Consider the following 19,286-nt stretch of genomic DNA (forward strand, 5'->3'; position numbering starts at 1 on the left):
CGTTGTTGTGACGGGGCATCACGCTGGCGCTGCCGTTGAACAGGTGGGTCGAAAGCCGCGCCCCGGCCCCCACCGCAGCCTGGACCGTGTCGTAGTCGGCGTTGTGGTGCACCAGGGCCCCCATCACCCCTTTGCCGCTAAGGTAGCGGATGAAATCGAGCGCACCCTTGCGCTCCGGGGCCAGGGAGACATAGCCGATATGGCCCTTGGCCGCAGCCTGCCAGGCTTCGAACTCCTCCACACTCGGGTCTTCCATGAACTGGGGCAGGTGCGCGCCGCGGTAGCCCTCCTCGGCCGAGAGCCAGTTGGCCTCGGTGTGGATGTAGTGCACACGACGCAGGGCGCCCTTGTCGATAGCCAGGGCGATCTTGTTCAGCACCTCTTTGATCAGTTTCGGCTCCTGGCTGGTCACGGTGGGGCACCAGCGCACCAGGCCCTGGGCGATCAGGGCTTTCTCGCAGGCCTCCAGGCCCTCCAGGCTCAGCCCCGGGTCGGTCAGCTCCACGCCCTGGTAGCCGTTGACCTGGATATCGACCAGGCCGCGGGTGAGCCAGAGGTCGGAGGCGTTGTCCGCGGCGCGGTCGAGGCTCACGATACGGCCTTTCTGGATCTCCACCTCCCAGGCGTAGGGCCGTCCCGGCAGCTTCACTTTGAACTTTATCCCGTCCGCCTTGTCCATCTCCGCCCCGTTCCCGGCAGCGGCCGCTGTCGCCCGGCCCACTCCCAGGGCCGCAGCCGCGGCTGTCCCGGCCTTGAGAAAACTCCGTCTGTCCATCCTCGTGCTCATGCTCTGCCTCCCGGTCTTGAATAAATCAGCCAATCGACGCCCGTGGGCGCCGGATACCGTCCCGAGGAAAATCAGTCCAAGCCAAAAGGATTTGGTACAGTCCTCGCGTTTTGCGTAGGGGCGGCCCCCTGTGGCCGCCCAGACCGGCAGGGGCAGGCACAGGGGCCTGCCCCTACGTTGACCGACGATACCGGGCTCAAGCCGACTCGCTACCCATGTTGCCGGCTCAGACATGCGCGGCCCCCAAAGGCGACTGCGAGAAGACCCGGCCTGATTGTAGAGAGTATGTCCGGTTGTGTGAACAAACCTTTCGCTGTCTTGTCAGTCGATTATCCGCTCCAGGCGAAGGCCGCCCTGTGTCTCGCGGAACAGCACGAACGGGCCGCCCGCGCCGGGGAACACCTGGTTCCCGCCGGGCGCCCCCAGCAGCTCGGCCGGGTTGAGCGAGGCCAGACGCAAGGCTTCGTCCGCACTCACCGCGCCGAACGCCACCGCCCGGTCGACACCCTGGGCCAGGCTGCGCCAGGCGCCGCTCAGAAGCCCGGTGCCGGGCATGAACACTCCGCCGTCGCGCACCACCACCGTGCGCTCGCCCTTGGTGTACTCGCCATCCGGCTTGCCACCCAGGTATACCAGATCGCTGGTGAACAGGCTGCGCGAAAGCCCCTTGGCTTTCAGACCTGTCTTAAGCACGTGGTAGGGGATATGGTGGCCGTCCGGGATAAAGCTGGCCCAGAGACGGTCCTCGGCGAGCTGGGCGAAAATGGGGTTATTGTGGCGCGGGACCACGGCCGCGCAGCCGTTGAACAGGTGCGTCGAAAGGCGCGCCCCGGCCAGGGCCGCCGCGACCACCGTGTCGTAGTCGGCGTTGTGGTGGGCCAGGGCCACCAGCACACCCTTGCCGCTAAGCCAGCGGGTGAACTCGATCGCCCCTTTCCGCTCCGGGGCCAACGAGACATAGCCGATATGCCCGCCGGCCGCGGCTTGCCAGGCGTCGAACTCCTCCACGCTGGGATCGGACATGAAACGGGGAAGGTGCGCGCCGCGGAAACCCTCCTCCGCCGAGAGCCAGTTGGCCTCGGTGTGGATGCAGTGAACCCGGCGCAGGGCCTTTTTCTGTATAGCCGCGTTCAGCTTGCCCAGCACCTCGCGGATCAGGATCGGCTCGTTGGTGGTTACCGTGGGGCACCAGCGGGTCACGCCCTGCCGGTACAGCTCGTTCTCCAGGTTCTCAAGGCCCTCCAGGCTCAGCTCGGGGCTCGTGATCAGCACGCCTTGATAACCGTTGACCTGGATATCCACCAGGCCGTGGGTGAGCCAGAGGCCCTCGGCGGAGCTGTCCGTGCGCTCGACCCCGGCCACGGCGCCGCTTTCCAGGCGCACGGTCTGCGGGTAGACCCGGCCCGGCAGCCGGACTGTAAGCTCTTCCATCTTTCGCCTCGGTATCGAAATGATATTATTGTCATTTAAAACTCTGCAATCTTTCGCATTCATATCTGGAATAAACTAAACGCACCTTCCGGCGGCAGCCAGAAAAAACAGGCACAATGAATTGATTTCTCCGGCCGGGTGAATTATCTTCCCGCCATTCGTCCGGTGCCGTACTACTTCCCGCCGATACACCTGGAGCACTCCCCGCAGAGCCGGCCAAAGGAGACAGAATGAACGGGTTCGAGCAGCTATCCGTGATTGATTACTACGTAATCGGCGTCTACATGGTCATCATGCTGACAGTCGGGGCGCTGATGGCGCGTTTCAACAAGAACGCGGACGACTATTTCAAGGGCGGCAACCGTCTGCCCTCCTGGCTGGCCACGCTCAGCCTGTTCATGACCTCGTTCAGCAGCTGGACATTCACCGGCGGGGCGGGCAAGACCTACGAAAGCGGCATCTCGATTTTCTCGATGTACTGGGGGGCGGTGCTCGGCCTGGGGTTCGGCTACCTGGTCTACGCCAAGCGCTGGCGCCGCACCCGCTCGCTGACCATCCTGGAATACCTCTCCGAGCGCTACGACAGCCGGGTGCACCAGTTCATCAGTTGGGCCAACACCCCGGTGACAATCTTCCAGTGCGCGATCTGGCTTTATGCCCTTAGCATATTCCTGAGTGCGGCCACCCATATCCCGGTGACCCAGGTGATTATCGGCAGCGGGCTGGTGATCCTGCTCTACACCATGCTGGGCGGGCTGTGGGGGGTGTGTATCACCGATTCGCTCCAGTTTTTCATCCTCTTCCCGATAGCCATACTTGTGACAGTGCTCAGCCTCCAGGCCGTGGGGGGACTGGGCGCCCTGGTCAGCCAGGCTCCGCCCAACTACTGGATGCCGTTCAACGAGACGTCCGGGATCACCAAGCTGTTCGTCGTGTTCCAGTTCATCAACGGCTTTTTCATGTTCAACTCCGGCGGCGGTGCGCAGCGCTATTTCTCGGCCCCCACCGAGAAAGAGGCTGCCCGGATCGCCGGCTGGTCGGCCATCCTCTGCTTTGTCGGCCCCTTTATCTGGCTCACCCCGGCCCTGTGCTGCCGGGTGCTGTTCCCCAACATCGGACAGGATGCGGCCAGCGCTTTCGGCCTGGCCAAGCCGAGTGAGGCCTCCTACGTACTGATAAGCCTTCATGTCCTGCCCCACGGCATGCAGGGGGTGCTGATCTCGGGCATCCTGGCCGCCACGATGAGCTCCATCTCGGGATTTTTCAACATGTACTCCGCGGTGATCACCAAGGACATCATCGGAACCGTGTTCCTGAAGAACGCCAGCAGCAAGCTTCTGCACCGCATCGGCATCTGGGTCACTATGGTAATGGGGCTGGCGGTGATCGTGATCGCCTATTTCTACAACACGATCCCCGGCTTGGGGGTGTTCGACCTGCTTATAAAGGTGGCCTCGGTGCTGGGTATCCCGGTGGCGATCCCGATCATCCTCGGATTGGTCTACAAGCGCACCCCCGGCTGGGCGCCCTACATGGTGATCCTGGTCGGGATGGCTATCGGCGGCGTGTTCGCGATCTGGAACTGGGAGCATTACCTGGGTTACGAGCTGTTTTACGCGGTGCTCTACCCGCTGTTGTGCTTCCTGTTCATCGTGCCGGGGATGTACTACCCGGATGAGCACGGCGGCAGCGCGAAGCGCCGCAGCTGGGCCAAGCGGCTGTTCTACCTGCTGGGCCTCTACTTTGTCGCCTATGGCATGTTCCTGTACCACAACCTGCCGCACGTGAGCGGCCCGGATGGACAGCCGGTGATCGATATCGCCAACCTGGTCTGGATCCAGCGTGTGGTGAAAGGCTTCTTCGAGAGCAAGTTCTGGCTCTGGGTCTACGCTATCGGCTGGGCCGTGATGGTCGAGATTGTCGGCCGTCTGCGGATCGTGCCGGATACGCGCTACACGACCCATGTGGAGGCTTTCTTCGCCAAGCTGGACCGTCCGGTGGACGTGAAAAAAGAGCTGGGGGAGGATTTCGATGAGCGGGCGGCCGACCTGTCCTCGTTCAAGATCGTGGGCCTGGTGATGGTGCTGATCGCCGTGCTGATGTGCCTTTTCTTCCTGCTCGACCTGAGCGCTCACGAAAAGCTCGTGACCGCAGCCGGGATAGTCGGCAACCTGGCCATCGGCCTGGCGCTGACCTGGCTTGGCCTGCGCCGCCGCCCGGGGAAAGCCGCGGCTTGACAGAACATACGCAGTCGGGTATCCTAAGGGCCGGGAATTGTCCGCGCGGACAATCCCGGCCCTTTTTTTGTCAACCTCATCCGGGAGAACCTGTATGAAAGCTCTGAGAACTGTGTTAGGCATCCTGATCCTGACCTGGCTCAACTTGTCCGCAGCCCAGCTTCCCGTGGCCCCGGCCACGGACAACGTGGAACGCGAGCAAGGCGACAATGGGTTCTCGCGCGGGTTCGGCGACACCAACCACGCCTGGAGTTTCGACTGGTTCGACAGCCACATGCACCTGGCCTACAGCCATTTTCCAAATGTTCTCAATCGCGGGGAAATCCAGGAGGTGATGGATGGCTGGTTCCGCCGGGTGGGAGTGTATGACTGCACCCGCGCGATCCTGCTCGACCCGTACCTGGAGACCATGGAATGGGCCAAGGACGATCCCCGGGTGTACGTGTTCTGGTGGATGACCTGGGAGCAGCAGGACAGCCTGCCCGCGATAAAGAGTCGCACTGAGGCCGGGCTGATCCAGGGCCTCAAGCTCCACACCGGCGATTTCCGCCGCAAAGCCGACCCGGACTACCATGTGATGGGCACGGCCAAGTGGCACGCGATCTACGACTATTGCGGAAAGGCCGGGCTGCCGGTGCTGATCCACGTGAGCGAGCACTGGGGCGACCAGGACTACACCACGGGAGTCGGGTCCAAGAAATTCTGGGCCCGGGCCGGCTACACGAACCAGGAACTGCTGGACTATTTCCTGACCGAGATGGTGGCCAAACATCCGGATGTCAAGTGGATCGTGGCGCACATGAATTTTCAGGGCCTGAAAACACTGTCCGCCCTGTTCGAGAAATACCCCAACCTCTATGTCGACACCTCGATCGGGATGTACCTGCGCGAGTACGACCGGCTGACCGCGGAGGAGATCGCACCCTACCGCGAGTTCTGTATCCGCTGGGCCGACCGCCTGATGTTCGGCACGGACGGTTTCGCCTACCAGCCACTGGAGAGTGAATACCCGGGCCACGTGCGCAACTGGTGGCTGCCACACTACATTTTCCTGGTCCAGCTCGGACTGCCTCAGGAGACCCTGGACAAGATCAGCCACGGCACCTGCGAGAAAGTGCTGGGCAAATATCTGAAACCGATGCCGGGGCAGTGAGGGAAAGGCTTAAAACAGGAGGCGGAGGCTCGTGACCAGCCACCAGAGGCCCCAGGCCCCGCCGAATGCGAGTATGGCGGCGCGGCGCAGACGGGGGTGGGCGGCCAGCGGGTCATGGCCGCTGCGCCAGGTATAGAGAGAAAGGGCCAGGAGAGCCAGCCCGGCTGCGTAGAGCGGCGGCCCGAACGGGTTGAGATGCAGGGCCAGGCGGGGCAGCCCGTGCGAGAGCGCGGCCACGGAGTGTGACAGGCCGCAGAACGGGCAGGGGATGCCGATCACGGCTTTCCAGAGGCAGAGGTTGGGCAGGCGGTCGAGGTTGACCGGAGAGAGAGCGAAACTGAGGCCGTAGAGCGCGAGAAGGCCCAGAGCGGTCCGCCGCGCCCGGGCGCGCAGCGCACCGGGGCTTTCTGTCGGCAGGGCGGCGCTTGGAATGGACCGCATGCGAGTACTCCTGTCTGCATTGACCCGTGTTTTATATTATAGCAGTCGAACGAAATGGCGCGGGGGCTTAAAATAACAGCCGGGATCGCCCAGCCCCAACACAAATCCGCTGTCGGCGGTTTCGGGGCTATTGACCCGGACTGAAAGGAGACAGTCAGCGATGCTGCAAACCAAACCGGACCGTGAGCACTGCCTGCGCCTGGCGGTAGCCCAGATACCGCTCAGCGCGAGTGTGGAGCGCAACTGTTCGGTCATGCTGCACTGGATGGAGCGCGCCCGTGCCGCCGGGGCCGACCTGGTGCAGTTCCCGGAGACAGCGCTCACTGGATATCATGGAGTGCACCTGGGGAGCATGGGCCAGATCGACCGTGAGAGCCTGGAGAACTGCAACCTCAGCCTGCGCGCGGCGGCCTCCCGCCTGAGGCTCTGGCTGGCCTACGGCAGCACACATTTCGAGTCGTGGCCGGACAAGCCCTTCAACTGCCTCTACCTGGTTAACCCGCACGGGGCGACGGTCGCGCGCTACGACAAGGTGTTTCTAACCGACACTGACAGCTTGGCCTACACGCCTGGCCGCGATCTGGTCCTGGCGCGGATCGGGGCTTTCCGAGTGGGGCTGTCGATCTGTTTCGACATGCGCTTTCCCGAGCTGTTCCGGCGCTACATGTTGGCCGGGGCCGACTTGGTGCTGGTTTCCAGTTTTCAGAGCGGAGGGGACCGGGCCGCGCACATGCGCACGGTTGCCCCCTCCACGCTGGTGACCCGCGCCTCGGAGAACGGCATGTGGCTCGCCTGCTCCAACACCAGCGAGCGCCCGAGCTGGCACGAGGCGATGGTGATCGCGTACAACGGGGTGGTGAAAGCCCGCGCGCACCGTCACCGCGCCTCCCTGGCCGTGGCCGACCTGGACAGCCGCGACTGCGAGCCTTTCACCAGCTACATCCGTCGCTCGGCGCAGGGCCTGGCCCAGGCCGGAGGCGGGGCCTCGTTGGGCCTGGTCGAGGTGGGGTGAAAGGGCGTGATTTTTGTTGCGCCAGAGGCGTTGAACTGTATGTTTATCCGGTCAGGCGGAGGAGTCCACGGCCCGGAGACAGAGCTCTCGGGAAGGGCCGTTTAATCGCATAAAAGGGGAGGCGGCACCGGATGGCGCACATGCAGACTGAGGCGGCGGAGGCGTTGCTGGATAAGCCCATCCAGGTGCTGGACAAGGGTTTTGTCCGCCTGGTGGACTACCTGGGCTCGGATGCCCGGATCGTGCAGTCGGCGCGGGTCTCGTACGGCGCGGGCACCCGCACCGTGCGCGAGGACAAGGGCCTCATCGATTACCTGCTGCGGAACCGTCACACCTCGCCGTTCGAGCAGGTGATAATCACGGTGCATGCCAAGATGCCCATTTTCGTGGCCCGCCAGTGGGTCCGTCACCGCACCGCCCGCCTGAACGAGATTTCGGGCCGCTACAGCGAGATGAAAGACGAGTTCTACGTGCCCGAGCCCGAGCGCGTGCTGCCCCAGGACACTGTCGACAAGCAGGCCAGCCAGGAGGGCGGCTCCCTTCCGCCCGAGGTGCGCCGCCGCGCGGTGGAATCGATCCTGCGCGAGCAGGAGGCGGTTTTCTCCGGGTACCGGAGGATGCTGGACGACGGGGTCAGCCGGGAGCTGGCCCGGATCAACCTGCCGCTGTCGCTCTACACGGAGTGGTACTGGCAGATCGACCTGAACAACCTGTTCCATTTCCTGGCCCTGCGCCTGGACAAGCACGCCCAGTGGGAGATCCGTCAGTACGCCGAGGCCCTGGCCACGATCACCCGGGCCGTGGTCCCGCTGGCCTGGGAATCGTTCGAGGAGCACGTGCTGGGCGGGGCCAATCTCTCCCGGAGTGAGGTGGAGGCGGTGCGGGCGATGCTGGCCGGGGGGGAGTGCCCGCTGGCCGGCCGGCGCCGGGACGAGTTCAAGGTCAAGCTCGGCCTGGAGTGAGGGACAGCTTTCAGTTTGGTGGATGATAGAAAAATTTAGGGGCACGGCATGCCGTGCCCCGATCGTTTTAATAATTCTAATTAAATGCCGCGACTCAGACCTTGTGCCCCTGGGCGAGCTGGGACGGGCTCCAGTCGCCGCGGGCCACGGCCGGGACAAAGTCGGTCAGCCCCGCCGGGGCGAACGCCAGCTTGCGGCCCTGCTCGGCCGACATGTAGGCGGTCATAAGCAGCTTGGTCACCAGCAGGCCGTCCTCCAGGTCCTCGGACGGCTGACGGCCGTCCAGGAAAGCCTGGACCATGTGACGGTTCTGGTCCGTGTAGCCGTAGACCACCTCCTCGGCCGGCACAACCGGCATCAGGCCCTGCTCGGCGTTCTGCTTCTCCACCAGGTCCTCGCCGGCCTGGCCTTTCACGTTGCGGCTGAAAAACACGGACAGCTCGCTGTTGAGGCTCGATGAGTTCAGCGAGTACTCCGGACCCATTACCTCGTAGGTCAGGCGCAGGCCCGCCCCCACGAAACACCAGCTCGTGGTCACCTCGCCCGCCGCGATCCGTCCGTCATCCCCCTGGAAAGTCACAGTGGCGCGGGCGTAGTCCTCTGCCGGGTGGTGGATGTAGTCCACCTGGCCGCCGCTGCGCTGGCTCAGGATCGCGGCGTACTCCGGGCGGCTCCACTTGAGGCAGCCGATCTCGGCGCTCACCGCCACCGGTTTGAGCGAGTCCTTGGGCTTGGAGGGGTCGCGCAGCAGAAGGCGCGCCACCTCGACCGAGTGGCAGAGCATGTCGTTGAGCACTCCGCCGCCGCCGGTCTTACCCATCCAGAACCAGGGCTCGTGCGGACCCGAATGCTCCTCGGCGCAGCGGGCCAGGTAGGGCGGTCCGGCCAGGGCCGCGCCGCGGCGCCACAGGATATCGCGGCCGCGCACCACCGTGGGGCTGAAACACTGGTCCTCCAGGTAGCCGTGCAGGATGCCGGTTTCCTTGATAAGCTCCACCACGCGCTCGGCCTCGCGCACGTTGCGCGCCAGGGGCTTTTCAATCGCGATCCCGCGCAGCTTGCCCTTGCCGCTTTTTATCGTGGCGGCGATCTCCTCGATCATCGGTACGCGCAGGTAGTTCGGCCCGCAGACCCAGATCGCGTCCACCCGCGGATCGGCCACCATCTCGCTGATAGTGGCGTAGACCGTGGGGTCGCCCACGCGGCAGCGGCGGCAGTTCTCCGCCGTGGCCTGGGCGCGCTCAGGGGTGCGGCCCACCAGGGCCACTATATCGGCATCCCGCACGCCCTGCCAGGAGCGGATGTGGAAATTGGTGATGAAACCGGTCCCGATGAACCCCACGCCGAGCCTGCTGCCCATGGACCCCTCCACTGAGAAGTTAATGCAATTATGAGTTGAGTGAGAATCGATGCCAATGTCAGGGTGACAGATAAGGTAGGCCCTGCGGCGGGAGCTGTCAACCGGAATCGGCGGCTCAGTCGCGCAGGTCGAACCTAACACGCAGGCTGAGGCCCAGGCTTTCCTCGTGCACGAAAGCGGGCAGTGGCGGGAACGGGGCCGAGCGGTGGACACACTCGGCTGCGGCGCGGTTCAGGGCGGTATAGCGGCAGGGCGCGGAAAGGCTGACTTCGCCTGCCAGGCTGCCATCCGGCGCGATGGCGAAACTCAGGCCCACCTCGCCCTGCTGGCCCAGGCGACGGCAGGTCTCCGGGTAGCGGCGCTCCCGCTCGATCCGGGCGTAGAGGGCCGACAGGTAATCGTCCAGAGCACGCGCCGAATCGGCGTTGAACTGTGGTTCAGCCTCGCCGGGCAGGTTCGGGGACAGGGGTAGATCGAGCGCGGGCGGTGGTCCGGATTCGGTTGGCAGGGCCAGAGAGGCCAGCGGGCTGCTGTCTGCATCCTGCGCGGAGAGCCTGGGCACGGGAGGCGGCGGCGCGATCACCCGGTTCCCGCCAATGGTTGGCGGTGCGGGCGGCTGCTCCACGAGTTCGGGCGCGGGCTCCGGGGCCAGCTCGATCAGCTCCAGGCTGGGCAGCGCACGGCTGGCGCTTTCCTTGACTCCGAAGACCCACGCACCGAACGATGCCGGAGTAAAAGCCAGCAGAAGGTGCAGAGCGCTGGAGAGCAGCAGCGCGTAGAGGGCGTAGCGTTCATATTGTCGGCGCAGACGGTACATTCGTTAATCCTCCGGGTGCTCCACCTGTCGGGAGGAGCACCCGGAAAGGGTTTTCAGCGCCTGAATTCCAGCCCGGCGTAAGCCTGGAACCCGGCCTCACGGTAGCCCAGGCTCTCGAAATAGTCCTCATCCAGCACGTTGCGCAGGGCCAGGCTGCCGGTGAACCCGCGCCCGAGCGGGCAGCGGCCGGTCAGGTCGAGCTTGAAATAGCTGTCCGCCTTTTCGAGCCCGTTCCAGCGCAGGCGCGAGCCGTCCACCCAGTAACCGTCCAGGCTGACCGAGCCGCCGGACTGGTGCAGCCAGGTGAGGTTCAGGTTGAACTTGTTGCGCGGCAACTGCACGTTGCGGCTCCAGAGATCGGCGCTCTTGTCGTACTTCCAGCTCTCGGTGTAGGTGTAGTTGAACGAGCCCTGCCACTGGGGCAGAGGATGCACCTTGAACTCGAACTCCACCCCGCGGCTGTTCATCTTGTCGAAATTGAGGTACTTGCCCGAGTAGGTGGCCGGGTCCTGCAGCACCCAGACAATGGCGTCTTTGATTTCCGTGTGCCACCAGCTCAGGCCGACCCGGCAGCGGCCCTCGGCCATGTACTTTTCCACGCCCAGCTCGCCGGTGCGGCTGGTTTCGGCCTCCAGGTCGGCGTTGCCGTTGCCGGGGCTGAACAGCTCGTAGACCGAGGGGGCGCGGAACGCCGAACCGTAGTTGCCACGCAGGATGACCCCGAGCCGGCGGATGTCCCAGGCCGCGCCAATCATGCCGGTGCTGCTGGAGCCGCTGCGGTCCTGGCTGTCGTAGCGCAGGCCGGCGTTCACGCTCAGTGCCTCGCCGGCCAGCAGGGTCTGGTTGTTCAGGTAGAGGCTGGTCAGGCTGAGGTGGTCCGAGAGGTAACCGTAGCTGCCGCCCTGACGGTAGCTCTGGTAGAGGTACTCGGTGCCGGCGGTCAGGATGTCGGAGGCCTTTTCACCGCTCAGAGTCAGGGTGTGACGGTAGTCCAGGTCGTAATTGGTCCCGCGGTAGCGGTAGTCAGAGGAGTCATCATAGACCGGCACCTGGGCGCCCTGGTCGAAGTAGTTGGCCCAGTCCAGCGTGAACCCGTCGCGCGGGGCGCTCATATAGCCCAGCAGGCCGTCGTTGGGGTCCTGGGTGTGACGGCTGCGGCCGGAGAGGCCGAAACTGAGCTCGTGTTTCCAGTTATCGCGCAGGGCGTGGCTCACTTTTTCGCCCAGGCTGAAATAGTCGACATTGATTTTCTGGTGCGGGTCGGGGGTCTGCGCCGACCAGAAAGTTCCGCCGTAGTCGCTGTCGTAGTTCTCTTTGAAATTTGCGAAATTCTGGCGCGCGCGGGTGAAAGAGGCCGCGCTTTCCCAGCGCAGCCGGGCAGCGTCGCCATAGCCCAGCTTGATCCCGGTGGAATAGTTGCGGTAGAACTCCTTGTCGATCACCCCGTCCGTGGCGGTCACGCCCTGGTCCAGGCGCCAGTCGAAGCCACGGTTTTCACCGGAGTAGTTGGCATCGATACGGTGGCTGTTCAGCGAGCCGCCCTGGTAGGACAGGCCGACCGACGGCTTGCCCTGGCCGCGGCGCGTGATGATGTTGATCACGCCGCTGGCGGCGTTGGAGCCGTAGAGCGGGCTCTGGGGGCCGCGCACCACCTCGATCCGCTCGATGTCTGCGGTGGGGATGTGGCTGAAAATGCTGCCCGCTCCGCCGTTGGCGTCCGCCGGGTCGTTCACCCGCACCCCGTCGATCATCACCACCATGAACCGTCCGGGCAGCCCGCGCATCTGGGGGGCGCTGATCCCGCCGGGGCCGCCGGCCTGGGTGATATCGAAGCTGAGGACCGAGCGCAGGGCCTCGTCGGTATCCTGCCAGCCGCGGGTCACTATTTCCTGGTGCGTGATGACCGTGGTGTTGGTGCTGGCCTGGCGCAACTCGGTCGGGTGCTTGGCCGCGGTGACAATAAGGGTGCCGAGGTCTGAGTTTTCCTGGGCGCTGACTGGGGAAGCAAGGCAGAGGATAACGGCAAGCAAAGCTAATGGGGAAAAAATCAGAAAACGCATGCTCTTCGCCTTTTGGTCGTGAAAAGGTTGAGTGGTCTCGCCTGGGCCCAAGGTTTTCCGGCTGCGGGAGCGGCGTGTTCGACGGGCCTTCCCATCCTGAGACAGCGGACAGTGGCCGGCCGGCCTTTGAATGCTCCCCACGGCTGCACGTCAGCGCGGGCCTGGTTACCCGACTTCCCTTGCAAGCGCAGGCGTCAAGCGGACTGTTCGGATCGGGTGTGCTTCGCTGCGGCCTCCTTTCGAAAAGGGTGAATGTATTTAACCCAAAGAAAGTTAACTTTCGGGCGGGTTTTTGTCAACGCGCGGCGGGCCGTGAGATCGGGTTGAGGCGTGGCGGACAGGGTTACGGCAGGGGAATGCTCAGCCGACCTCGAAGCCGACCTTGCGGGCCAGGTCGCGGATAAACGCGGCGGCGCGGGCGAACTCGGCCGGGGTCTTGAGGTGCTCGATCATCAGAGGCACATCGGGCAGCTTTTTCAGCTCGGCCAGGTAGGCGGGCCAGTCCAGGCCGCCCTCGCCTGGAACGACCTCGTCCAGGTGCGTGGTGAGGCTCGTGCGGAGCTGGATGTCCTTGGCGTGGCAGCTCTTGATCCAGGGGCCGAGCTTGTCGAAGCAGTCGCGGATCAGGTCGGCGTTGCCGAAATAGCGCTGCGGGCTGCAGACCAGATTGACCGGGTCGAGGTGGGCGGCGAACGCCTTGCGGTCGACCGCCTGGATCAGTTCGAGGTAGGAGTCCGGGGAATCGGGGTACATCCAGGGCATGGTTTCGAGAGTGAAAAAGGTGCGCGAGGGGTGCACGGCGTCGATGATCGAGCGGCAGGTCTCGACTATCATCTCGAACGTAATGCGGGTCAGGTTAGCCGGGTCGGGCCCGTCCCAGACCGCACCGCGCGAACCGCTGATATTCACGCAGCAGCGGGCGCCGATCCGGTCGGCCAGGTCGAGGCCCAGACGGCAGGTCTCCAGGGCCTTGGCACGCTCGGTGTCATCCGGGCTGAGGGGGTTGCTCCAGGCGCCGACCTCGGAGATCACGATCCCGGCTTTCCGGGCCGCGTCCTCGTAGGTGCGGACAGTCTTGTCATCTGCCGGAGGGGACAGGGGGCAGAACGCCGCTCGGTAGCCCAGAGCGTGCAGGGCGCCGATCCAGCTTTCCGGGCTGGAGGGTTTCCCGGGAAGCGGTCCGCCCAAAAGCAGGTCCGGGGGGATCTGGGCGGAGAGCGGCAACGGGGCTCCCACCACAGTCGAAGCCGCTCCCAGAACGGCGGCCTGGATGAACGTGCGACGAGAGACAGGCCCGGCCGGCATCTTGGGTCCTATTCCTCCTGGATGAACGTGAAACCGTAGTCCAGCCCATCCTCCGCGTTCCGTCCGCACCAGATGAGCTGGGCGTTCCTACTGATACGCTTCTCGCCGATCTTGAAACGCACGTGTACGTTGATCGCCTTGGGCACGGCAAATCGCACCCCGCCGTCGGACACATCCACCAGACGGGCCCTGAAAACGCTGGATTCCAGGTAGATTTCAGCCTCGGTGGTGAAAGGCTCACGATCCTCGTGGCGGCGGTTGGCCAAGGTTGTGGTCCGTATCATCGCATTCCTCCCGCTTCTCTTCCTTACGGCTGGTCCCAGCCTGCTTGTCCGCCGCGGAGAGCAGGTCGCCGGAGCCGTAAAAATGGAAATTCCCGCAAAACTCACGGTCTGGAAGATATTAGATCATATAAACAGAAAATAATCAAGTGTTTGTTACGTTTTTTTTACACGCAGCTTGAAAGAGGGACTCAAATTCAGTTGAAAAGGGATGGTATAGATATCGAATTGTATATATCGCAGCCCTGAAATACAAAAAGCCGGGAGAATTCTCCCGGCTTCCGGCAGTGGATTGATAGTTGCACTCAGTCGAGATAATATATCCTGTCCCGCTCGGTCTCCCATTTGCCGCGGCTGAAATCGGGGAACTCCACCGGCTGGCTGCCCTTGGACACCGATTCGCGCGACAGATCGAGGATCGAGCTCCAGGCTGCGGCATCATACACATTCAGCGGTGTCTCGGCCTTGCGGCGCACGGCCTGTAGGAACTGGTGCATGACCAAATACTCGCACACCCCGCGGCCGAGCTGTATGTCCTGACCGCCGAGCTTTTTCCACAGCGGATGGGCGTATTTCTCGTAGTAGGGCGCGGCGTCCTCCCAGATACGGTTATCCGGGCTGAGCCCCTCCACGTAGATCCGGTCCACACTGCCCATGAAAACGCCCTTGGAGCTTTCGAAACGCAGGATCGGGTCCCACGGGCGCGGGGTCTGGGTGTCGAAGTAGACCGTGATCGTGCGGCCTTTGACCGTGCGGATGATCGAGGTGTTGACATCCCCGTTCTTGAACACCACCTTGGCCGCCGGGTGGTCGGGCCCGAACTGCTGGACCAGGTACTCGTGCATATTGGCGCTGCGGCTGGAGACCGAGACGATGAAATCGAACCGGTCGCCGCGGTTGACTTTCATCGACCAGGCGGCCGGGCCCACGGCGTGGGTGGGGTAGAGGTTGCCGTTGGTGTCGCGGCGCAGGATGCCGTACTCGTCGTCGATCTCGCCGTTCGGGCCGATCTGCAGGAACCGCTCATCCTTCTGGTAGCCCACCTCGCTGTGGACCATGTCGCCGAACAAGCCCTGGTCCAGCAGGTTGAGGATCATCATCACGTTCTGGAAATAGCAGTAGTTCTCCAGCATCATGCAGGGCACGCCGGTCTTCTCACTGGTCTCGACCAGCTGCCAGCACTCATCCACCGAGATTCCGGCCGGGACCTCGACCCCGGCGTACATCCCGGCCTTCATCGTCTCGACCATCATCGGGGTATGCCATTCGCGGGGTGTTGCACAGATAACCGCATCCAGCCCGCCCTTTTCGAGCATGCGCTTGTAGTCCTCGGGTCCACGGGTGTAGAGCTCCGGCGGCTTGAACCCCCGGCGCTCCACCAGCCGCCCGGCTCTTCCCGCGGCGGATTCCTTGATGTCGCAGATCGCCGGGACCTCCACGCCCTCCAGCATCAGGGCCAGGCGCAGAAGCACCGTGCCACGGCTGCCCAGGCCGATGAAACCGACCCGGACCGGCCGACCGGCCTCCTGGGCGGCCAGGGGCCCGAGCGCGCCGCCCAGGGCCAGCCCCAGCGCGGCGGCTCCGCTCCGGCCGATAAACTCCCGTCGTTTCAAGGCTGACATATCCATCTGTGCTCCTTGTCCGGTTCAGTTGGCGCTGCAGGTCACAGCGAGGCTGGTCAGGCACTTGAGGGCGCTGTCCAGGCCCTGAAGGTCGTGGATGATCTCGCCGGTGTAGCCGTACTGCTCGGTCCGGCCCACAGGCTCGGGCACGGCCGTAGCCCCGTCCGCTGCGGTAAGCGCGGCGCGGTAGACCAGCGAGGGCTGGCCGTTGCCGTGGTTGTCCAGGGTGCCGTCCTGACGCTCGAACGGGTAGGCGGAGTTGAAATCTCCGGCCACGTTCATCTCGATGTAGCACAGGTAGCGCTGTCCGGCGGCCACTTTCGTCTCGGCGTGCACCTTGCCGTCCTGGCTGGTGGCCCGGGTCACGGCCTCGGCGGCCTTGTCACGCAGAGTGGGGAAATCCGTCCGCCCGGTTTCATGACGCCAGGCCGCGATCCAGACCGGAAGTGAGACCGGGCACTCGGTCTTGCCGTAGAAATCGCCGCTGGCCGTGCGGTAGGTCACATAGACTGTCCGCACCTGCCCGCTCAGGGAGTCGACCAGCCAGACCGCCACCTGGGGCGCCTCGCCGTAGTCGCTCTCCTCGTAGACCGCCGGGTCCTGGTTGAAAGAGATTTCAAGTTTCAGGCTGTCGGAAGTCTGGGCACGCAGGGAGACTGTCGCGAGCAGGGCCAGGCAGAAAGTCAGCAATGTCAGATAGCGCATTCGGGCGGTGCCTCCGGGGTGATAGTCATCGATCTGAAAAGGAGCGTCCTTTTCGTGAAGCCTGGTCAAACAGGGGAGAGAATAATATAACAGTAGGCAAAACACAAGGATAGGAATATCGGAGGCGCTGTTTTGAAAGCGGAAAAACGGGGCGGCAGCCGGATACGGCCGCCCCGTTCACGTTCAGTCTCAGGCCCGGGCCTTGAGTTCCTTCTCCAGGTAATCCAGGTCCGCCTGCATCAGCTCCGGGGTGTAGTCGCGGTAATATTCCAGGTAGAGCGGCCCGGTGTAACCCAGGCTGGTCAGGCGTTCCAGCAGCGGGTGCCAGACATGCGCCCCGCGGGTCAGGGGCAGAAGGTCCTCGTCCTCGAAATAGTGCACGTGCACGTTGACCAGGTGCGGCCAGACCGCCACCAGGTCGGCCAGGTTCTGAGCCACGCTGCGGCGGGACTCGGTGAGCATCTGGAAATAGGTCAGCACGTTGGGGTGGGCGGCCTCGCGGATTACGCGCAGCACCTCGGCCGCCCCGCAGGTGGGGTAGTGGAGGTGGTACTCGAACGCCATTTTCACCCCGCGCAGGGCGGCCATCTCGCCGAACTTGGCCGCGTTGGCGGCCAGGCGGGAAACCTGCTCGTCGCTCATGCCGCTCATCTCGCCAGGGTCATCCCAGTCGCCCGACCAGACCCGCACCGTGTCGGCCCCCAGGCCGCAGGTGACATCCAGCACCCGTGAGAACTCATCCTCCCCCTGTGCGTAGACATTGAAATACGAGCCGTAGCTGGGGGTGGCGATCCCCATGTCCGCGCAGCGTCCGGCCAGCTCACGGACCCGCCGCTCTGTGGAGGCGGGTGGCAGGTGGTAGTCCCGTCCCGACCACTCCACCATTTTTATCCGGCTGCCTTCGATAATATCCAGCACCTGCTCCGGGGTGTTCTTCGGGAAACTCATCGTGCACAAGCCCAGACTCATCATTGCCGCTGTCTCCTGTTGGTTGTCACCGGCTCATTCCGCCGGCTCGAAGGCCCCGGCCGAGCGTCCCTTGGCCCCGGGCCGGGCTTTCCCGTCATAGTCGTCATCCGGCAGCTTGCCCAGTTGTTCGAGAGTCCACTCATAACCGCCCAGGGCGGTGAGGCGTTTCTTTATCTCGGCCAGGCCCATCCCGGCCCCGGCCGCGGGGGAACCTTTACCCAGGTGGAAATCGCCGTAGGCCCGCGCGACGAATTTCGGGTCCGCCACCACGGAATGTGTGTCGTTGCCCGTTGTCTTGCGCCAGAAATCGAGACTCAGGAGCCGGGCGCCGTATTTGTCGGGCATCTCGTCCATGTCCATGATCTGGGAGGCGTCCACGCCCCAGAACACGTTGTTGTCGCTCAGCACGCTGGGAAGGTCCTCGGCGTAGACCTCCACGCAGCCGCGCTTGCCGCCCGAGACAAAGATATTGTTGCAGATCAGCACCTTCTCGCTGGTGGGCAGGATTTTCACCCCGCTGCGGCCCTGGCCCGCGGCGTAGACCACCGTGTTGCCGGTGATCAGGGCGCGCTTGGAGCTCTGTTCCCGCGTGCCGGTGTCCTGGTAGAACGTGATCCCGCCGGCCAGGTTGTTCCAGAGGATGTTGTTGCGCACGATCACGTCCTGCACGTGGGTCATGTTGATCCCGGCCCCGCCGTGGGCGCTGCCGTTGGCCTGGCAGAGGTTGCGCTCGATGATCCCGCGCGAGATCACCCCGTCGCCGCCGTACTCCGGGTCGCCGTTCACATGGATGCCGCAGCCGGAGTTGTGGTGAAGGTAGTTGCCCCGGATGATGAAATCATCCCCGCTGTTGCTGTGGTAGATACCGTGCTCCAACTGCGAGCCGAAGCACTCGTTGTTCTCCAGGCAGAAATCCGAGCTGTGGTCGGTGAAAATGCCCCAGCGGCCGTTGTTGTAACTCACGCAGCCCCGCACTTGGACGAAACGGCAGTGGTCGAGGATTATACCCGCGCGGCGGGCCCGGGTTACGTTCACCCCGTCCAGGATCACGTTGCGGCAGTCGGCCAGGGTGATCCCATCCTGGCGCTCGCCGCTGCCCAGGACTATGGCGTAGCGGCTCTCGCCCTTGATCACCAGCGGGGCCTCCGGCTTGCAGCCCCGGCGGATGAACACCCCGCCCTCGTAGAACCCGTTGCGGATTATCAGGGTGTCGCCGCCCCAGACTTTTTCGACCGCGACCGCCAGGCTGCGGAACACGGCCCCGTCGGTCGAGTCGGCTTTATCGTCGCCGTTGGGGGCCACATACATGGTCCGGGCCATGGAAGGGGCGGGCCTGAAAGCAAGAAACAGGCACGCCGCCATCAAACAGAACAGAACTTGCATGGTGGTTCTGCGCATTTTCACCTCCAGAGACCGGTCATTGTCAGATGGAAATGAATGGTTCATAAAAAAAACCATTATAGAATATTAATAAACCCACCGGCCTGGAACCACAAGCTTTTTTCTCCGGGGTCTGGTGAAAGAAAAGGATTGACTGCTGCCGTCGAGTGGAACATAATGGTTAAAATTGAATATTATGTTATAAACGTTTCATTGTCCCCGTTGGCCGTCCTCACTCGACCGGAGAAAAACATGCGTCCCTCGCTTGGCCGCCTGTCCTTTTTCATGCTCCTCGCTGCCACCTCCGTGGCCTATCCGTCCGGCATGTTTGTCAACTACACCAACGGTAACGCTGTGACCAGTCTGGCCCTGCAAGGGGATTCCATTCTCTGGGCCGGCACTCTCGGCGGGGTGGTGCGCTGGGACCTGCCCAGCGGCGCGGCGCAGAAATTCACCACCGATGCGGGGCTGGCTGGCAACTCGGTCCAGGCCGTAGCCGTGGACTCGCTCGGCAACCTCTGGTGCGGCACCTCCGGTTTCGGGGTGAGCCGCTACGACGGCCACGGCTGGCGCACGTTCAAGAATGAATTCGATCTCCTCCAGAAACCGGTCACCGGGATTGCCCAGGATTTCCAGGGCCGTATCTGGTTCGGCACGTACAACGATTACGCTTTCAGCTACGACGGGAGCACTTGGAAGGCGGTGAGCTGGCAGGATGGGCTGGCGAATAACGGTATCCATGCGTTGGAACGCGACAGCCGGGG

Annotated in this window: 17 protein-coding genes and 1 riboswitch; of the genes, 5 read left to right on the top strand and 12 right to left on the bottom strand. The window is 63.8% G+C overall.

Translation table 11 applies throughout. The annotated features are described in order from the left end of the window. Positions 1 to 787, bottom strand: a 787-nt coding sequence (locus LLH00_06230; GenBank protein ID MCE5270866.1) for a hypothetical protein, incomplete at its 3' end; no start/stop codon positions are given. 321 nt (positions 788 to 1,108) lie between these two features. Next, a complete protein-coding gene (locus tag LLH00_06235) occupies positions 1,109 to 2,218 on the bottom strand; it encodes an N-acetylglucosamine-6-phosphate deacetylase (protein ID MCE5270867.1) in 1,110 nt (369 codons plus the stop codon). A gap of 230 nt (positions 2,219 to 2,448) precedes the next feature. Here LLH00_06235 and LLH00_06240 point away from each other — a divergent pair, with 230 nt between their 5' ends. Continuing rightward, a complete protein-coding gene (locus LLH00_06240) occupies positions 2,449 to 4,455 on the top strand; it encodes a hypothetical protein (GenBank protein MCE5270868.1) in 2,007 nt (668 codons plus the stop codon). 94 nt (positions 4,456 to 4,549) lie between these two features. Then, positions 4,550 to 5,608, top strand: a complete 1,059-nt coding sequence (locus tag LLH00_06245; GenBank protein ID MCE5270869.1) for an amidohydrolase — start codon at positions 4,550 to 4,552, stop codon at positions 5,606 to 5,608. A gap of 9 nt (positions 5,609 to 5,617) precedes the next feature. Here LLH00_06245 and LLH00_06250 read toward each other — a convergent pair whose 3' ends face one another. Beyond that, the gene (locus LLH00_06250; GenBank protein ID MCE5270870.1) at positions 5,618 to 6,049 is read right to left on the bottom strand and encodes a DUF2752 domain-containing protein; all 432 of its coding nucleotides are present in this window, start codon (positions 6,047 to 6,049) and stop codon (positions 5,618 to 5,620) included. A gap of 160 nt (positions 6,050 to 6,209) precedes the next feature. Between LLH00_06250 and LLH00_06255 the strand changes: the two genes are divergently transcribed. Continuing rightward, complete coding sequence (locus tag LLH00_06255; GenBank protein MCE5270871.1) at positions 6,210 to 7,061, top strand: carbon-nitrogen hydrolase family protein; 852 nt, start codon at positions 6,210 to 6,212, stop codon at positions 7,059 to 7,061. Positions 7,062 to 7,192: 131 nt separating this feature from the next. Then, positions 7,193 to 8,023: an FAD-dependent thymidylate synthase gene (gene thyX / locus LLH00_06260; protein MCE5270872.1), complete on the top strand. Its 831-nt coding sequence runs from the start codon at positions 7,193 to 7,195 to the stop codon at positions 8,021 to 8,023. Positions 8,024 to 8,117: 94 nt separating this feature from the next. Here the strand turns inward: thyX and LLH00_06265 are convergent, their stop codons facing one another. From LLH00_06265 to LLH00_06305, 9 genes are all read right to left on the bottom strand, one after another. Then, positions 8,118 to 9,383, bottom strand: coding sequence for a Gfo/Idh/MocA family oxidoreductase (locus LLH00_06265; protein MCE5270873.1), 1,266 nt, complete (start codon positions 9,381 to 9,383; stop codon positions 8,118 to 8,120). Positions 9,384 to 9,498: 115 nt separating this feature from the next. Then, positions 9,499 to 10,200: a TonB family protein gene (locus LLH00_06270; GenBank protein MCE5270874.1), complete on the bottom strand. Its 702-nt coding sequence runs from the start codon at positions 10,198 to 10,200 to the stop codon at positions 9,499 to 9,501. Between the two features lie 53 nt (positions 10,201 to 10,253). Then, positions 10,254 to 12,260, bottom strand: a complete 2,007-nt coding sequence (locus LLH00_06275; GenBank protein MCE5270875.1) for a TonB-dependent receptor — start codon at positions 12,258 to 12,260, stop codon at positions 10,254 to 10,256. Between the two features lie 50 nt (positions 12,261 to 12,310). Then, positions 12,311 to 12,441: riboswitch (cobalamin riboswitch) on the bottom strand. A gap of 179 nt (positions 12,442 to 12,620) precedes the next feature. Then, a complete protein-coding gene (locus tag LLH00_06280; protein MCE5270876.1) occupies positions 12,621 to 13,454 on the bottom strand; it encodes a sugar phosphate isomerase/epimerase in 834 nt (277 codons plus the stop codon). A gap of 119 nt (positions 13,455 to 13,573) precedes the next feature. Beyond that, positions 13,574 to 13,849 (bottom strand): PilZ domain-containing protein, encoded by a 276-nt coding sequence (locus LLH00_06285; GenBank protein MCE5270877.1) that lies wholly within the window; start codon positions 13,847 to 13,849, stop codon positions 13,574 to 13,576. Positions 13,850 to 14,151: 302 nt separating this feature from the next. Continuing rightward, complete coding sequence (locus LLH00_06290; protein MCE5270878.1) at positions 14,152 to 15,474, bottom strand: Gfo/Idh/MocA family oxidoreductase; 1,323 nt, start codon at positions 15,472 to 15,474, stop codon at positions 14,152 to 14,154. Positions 15,475 to 15,492: 18 nt separating this feature from the next. Beyond that, complete coding sequence (locus LLH00_06295) at positions 15,493 to 16,173, bottom strand: DUF2271 domain-containing protein (protein ID MCE5270879.1); 681 nt, start codon at positions 16,171 to 16,173, stop codon at positions 15,493 to 15,495. A 189-nt stretch (positions 16,174 to 16,362) separates the two neighbouring features. Further along, positions 16,363 to 17,145, bottom strand: a complete 783-nt coding sequence (locus tag LLH00_06300; GenBank protein ID MCE5270880.1) for a sugar phosphate isomerase/epimerase — start codon at positions 17,143 to 17,145, stop codon at positions 16,363 to 16,365. Positions 17,146 to 17,175: 30 nt separating this feature from the next. Next, positions 17,176 to 18,540: a right-handed parallel beta-helix repeat-containing protein gene (locus tag LLH00_06305; protein MCE5270881.1), complete on the bottom strand. Its 1,365-nt coding sequence runs from the start codon at positions 18,538 to 18,540 to the stop codon at positions 17,176 to 17,178. Positions 18,541 to 18,774: 234 nt separating this feature from the next. On the opposite strand from LLH00_06305, the gene LLH00_06310 reads away from it, so the two are divergent. Continuing rightward, positions 18,775 to 19,286 (top strand): hypothetical protein (locus LLH00_06310; protein MCE5270882.1); only part of this gene is annotated, 512 nt, incomplete at its 3' end.

The organism is bacterium, assembly GCA_021372515.1.
In the GTDB taxonomy this organism is placed as follows: Bacteria; Gemmatimonadota; Glassbacteria; order GWA2-58-10; family GWA2-58-10; genus JAJFUG01.

Coding starts and splice junctions, on each gene's coding strand:
- LLH00_06235 (MCE5270867.1), bottom strand. CDS start 2,218: ATGGAAGAGCTTACAGTCCGGCTGCCGGGCCGGGTCTACCCGCAGACC.
- LLH00_06240 (MCE5270868.1), top strand. CDS start 2,449: ATGAACGGGTTCGAGCAGCTATCCGTGATTGATTACTACGTAATCGGC.
- LLH00_06245 (MCE5270869.1), top strand. CDS start 4,550: ATGAAAGCTCTGAGAACTGTGTTAGGCATCCTGATCCTGACCTGGCTC.
- LLH00_06250 (MCE5270870.1), bottom strand. CDS start 6,049: ATGCGGTCCATTCCAAGCGCCGCCCTGCCGACAGAAAGCCCCGGTGCG.
- LLH00_06255 (MCE5270871.1), top strand. CDS start 6,210: ATGCTGCAAACCAAACCGGACCGTGAGCACTGCCTGCGCCTGGCGGTA.
- thyX (MCE5270872.1), top strand. CDS start 7,193: ATGGCGCACATGCAGACTGAGGCGGCGGAGGCGTTGCTGGATAAGCCC.
- LLH00_06265 (MCE5270873.1), bottom strand. CDS start 9,383: ATGGGCAGCAGGCTCGGCGTGGGGTTCATCGGGACCGGTTTCATCACC.
- LLH00_06270 (MCE5270874.1), bottom strand. CDS start 10,200: ATGTACCGTCTGCGCCGACAATATGAACGCTACGCCCTCTACGCGCTG.
- LLH00_06275 (MCE5270875.1), bottom strand. CDS start 12,260: ATGCGTTTTCTGATTTTTTCCCCATTAGCTTTGCTTGCCGTTATCCTC.
- LLH00_06285 (MCE5270877.1), bottom strand. CDS start 13,849: ATGATACGGACCACAACCTTGGCCAACCGCCGCCACGAGGATCGTGAG.
- LLH00_06290 (MCE5270878.1), bottom strand. CDS start 15,474: ATGGATATGTCAGCCTTGAAACGACGGGAGTTTATCGGCCGGAGCGGA.
- LLH00_06295 (MCE5270879.1), bottom strand. CDS start 16,173: ATGCGCTATCTGACATTGCTGACTTTCTGCCTGGCCCTGCTCGCGACA.
- LLH00_06300 (MCE5270880.1), bottom strand. CDS start 17,145: ATGATGAGTCTGGGCTTGTGCACGATGAGTTTCCCGAAGAACACCCCG.
- LLH00_06305 (MCE5270881.1), bottom strand. CDS start 18,540: ATGCGCAGAACCACCATGCAAGTTCTGTTCTGTTTGATGGCGGCGTGC.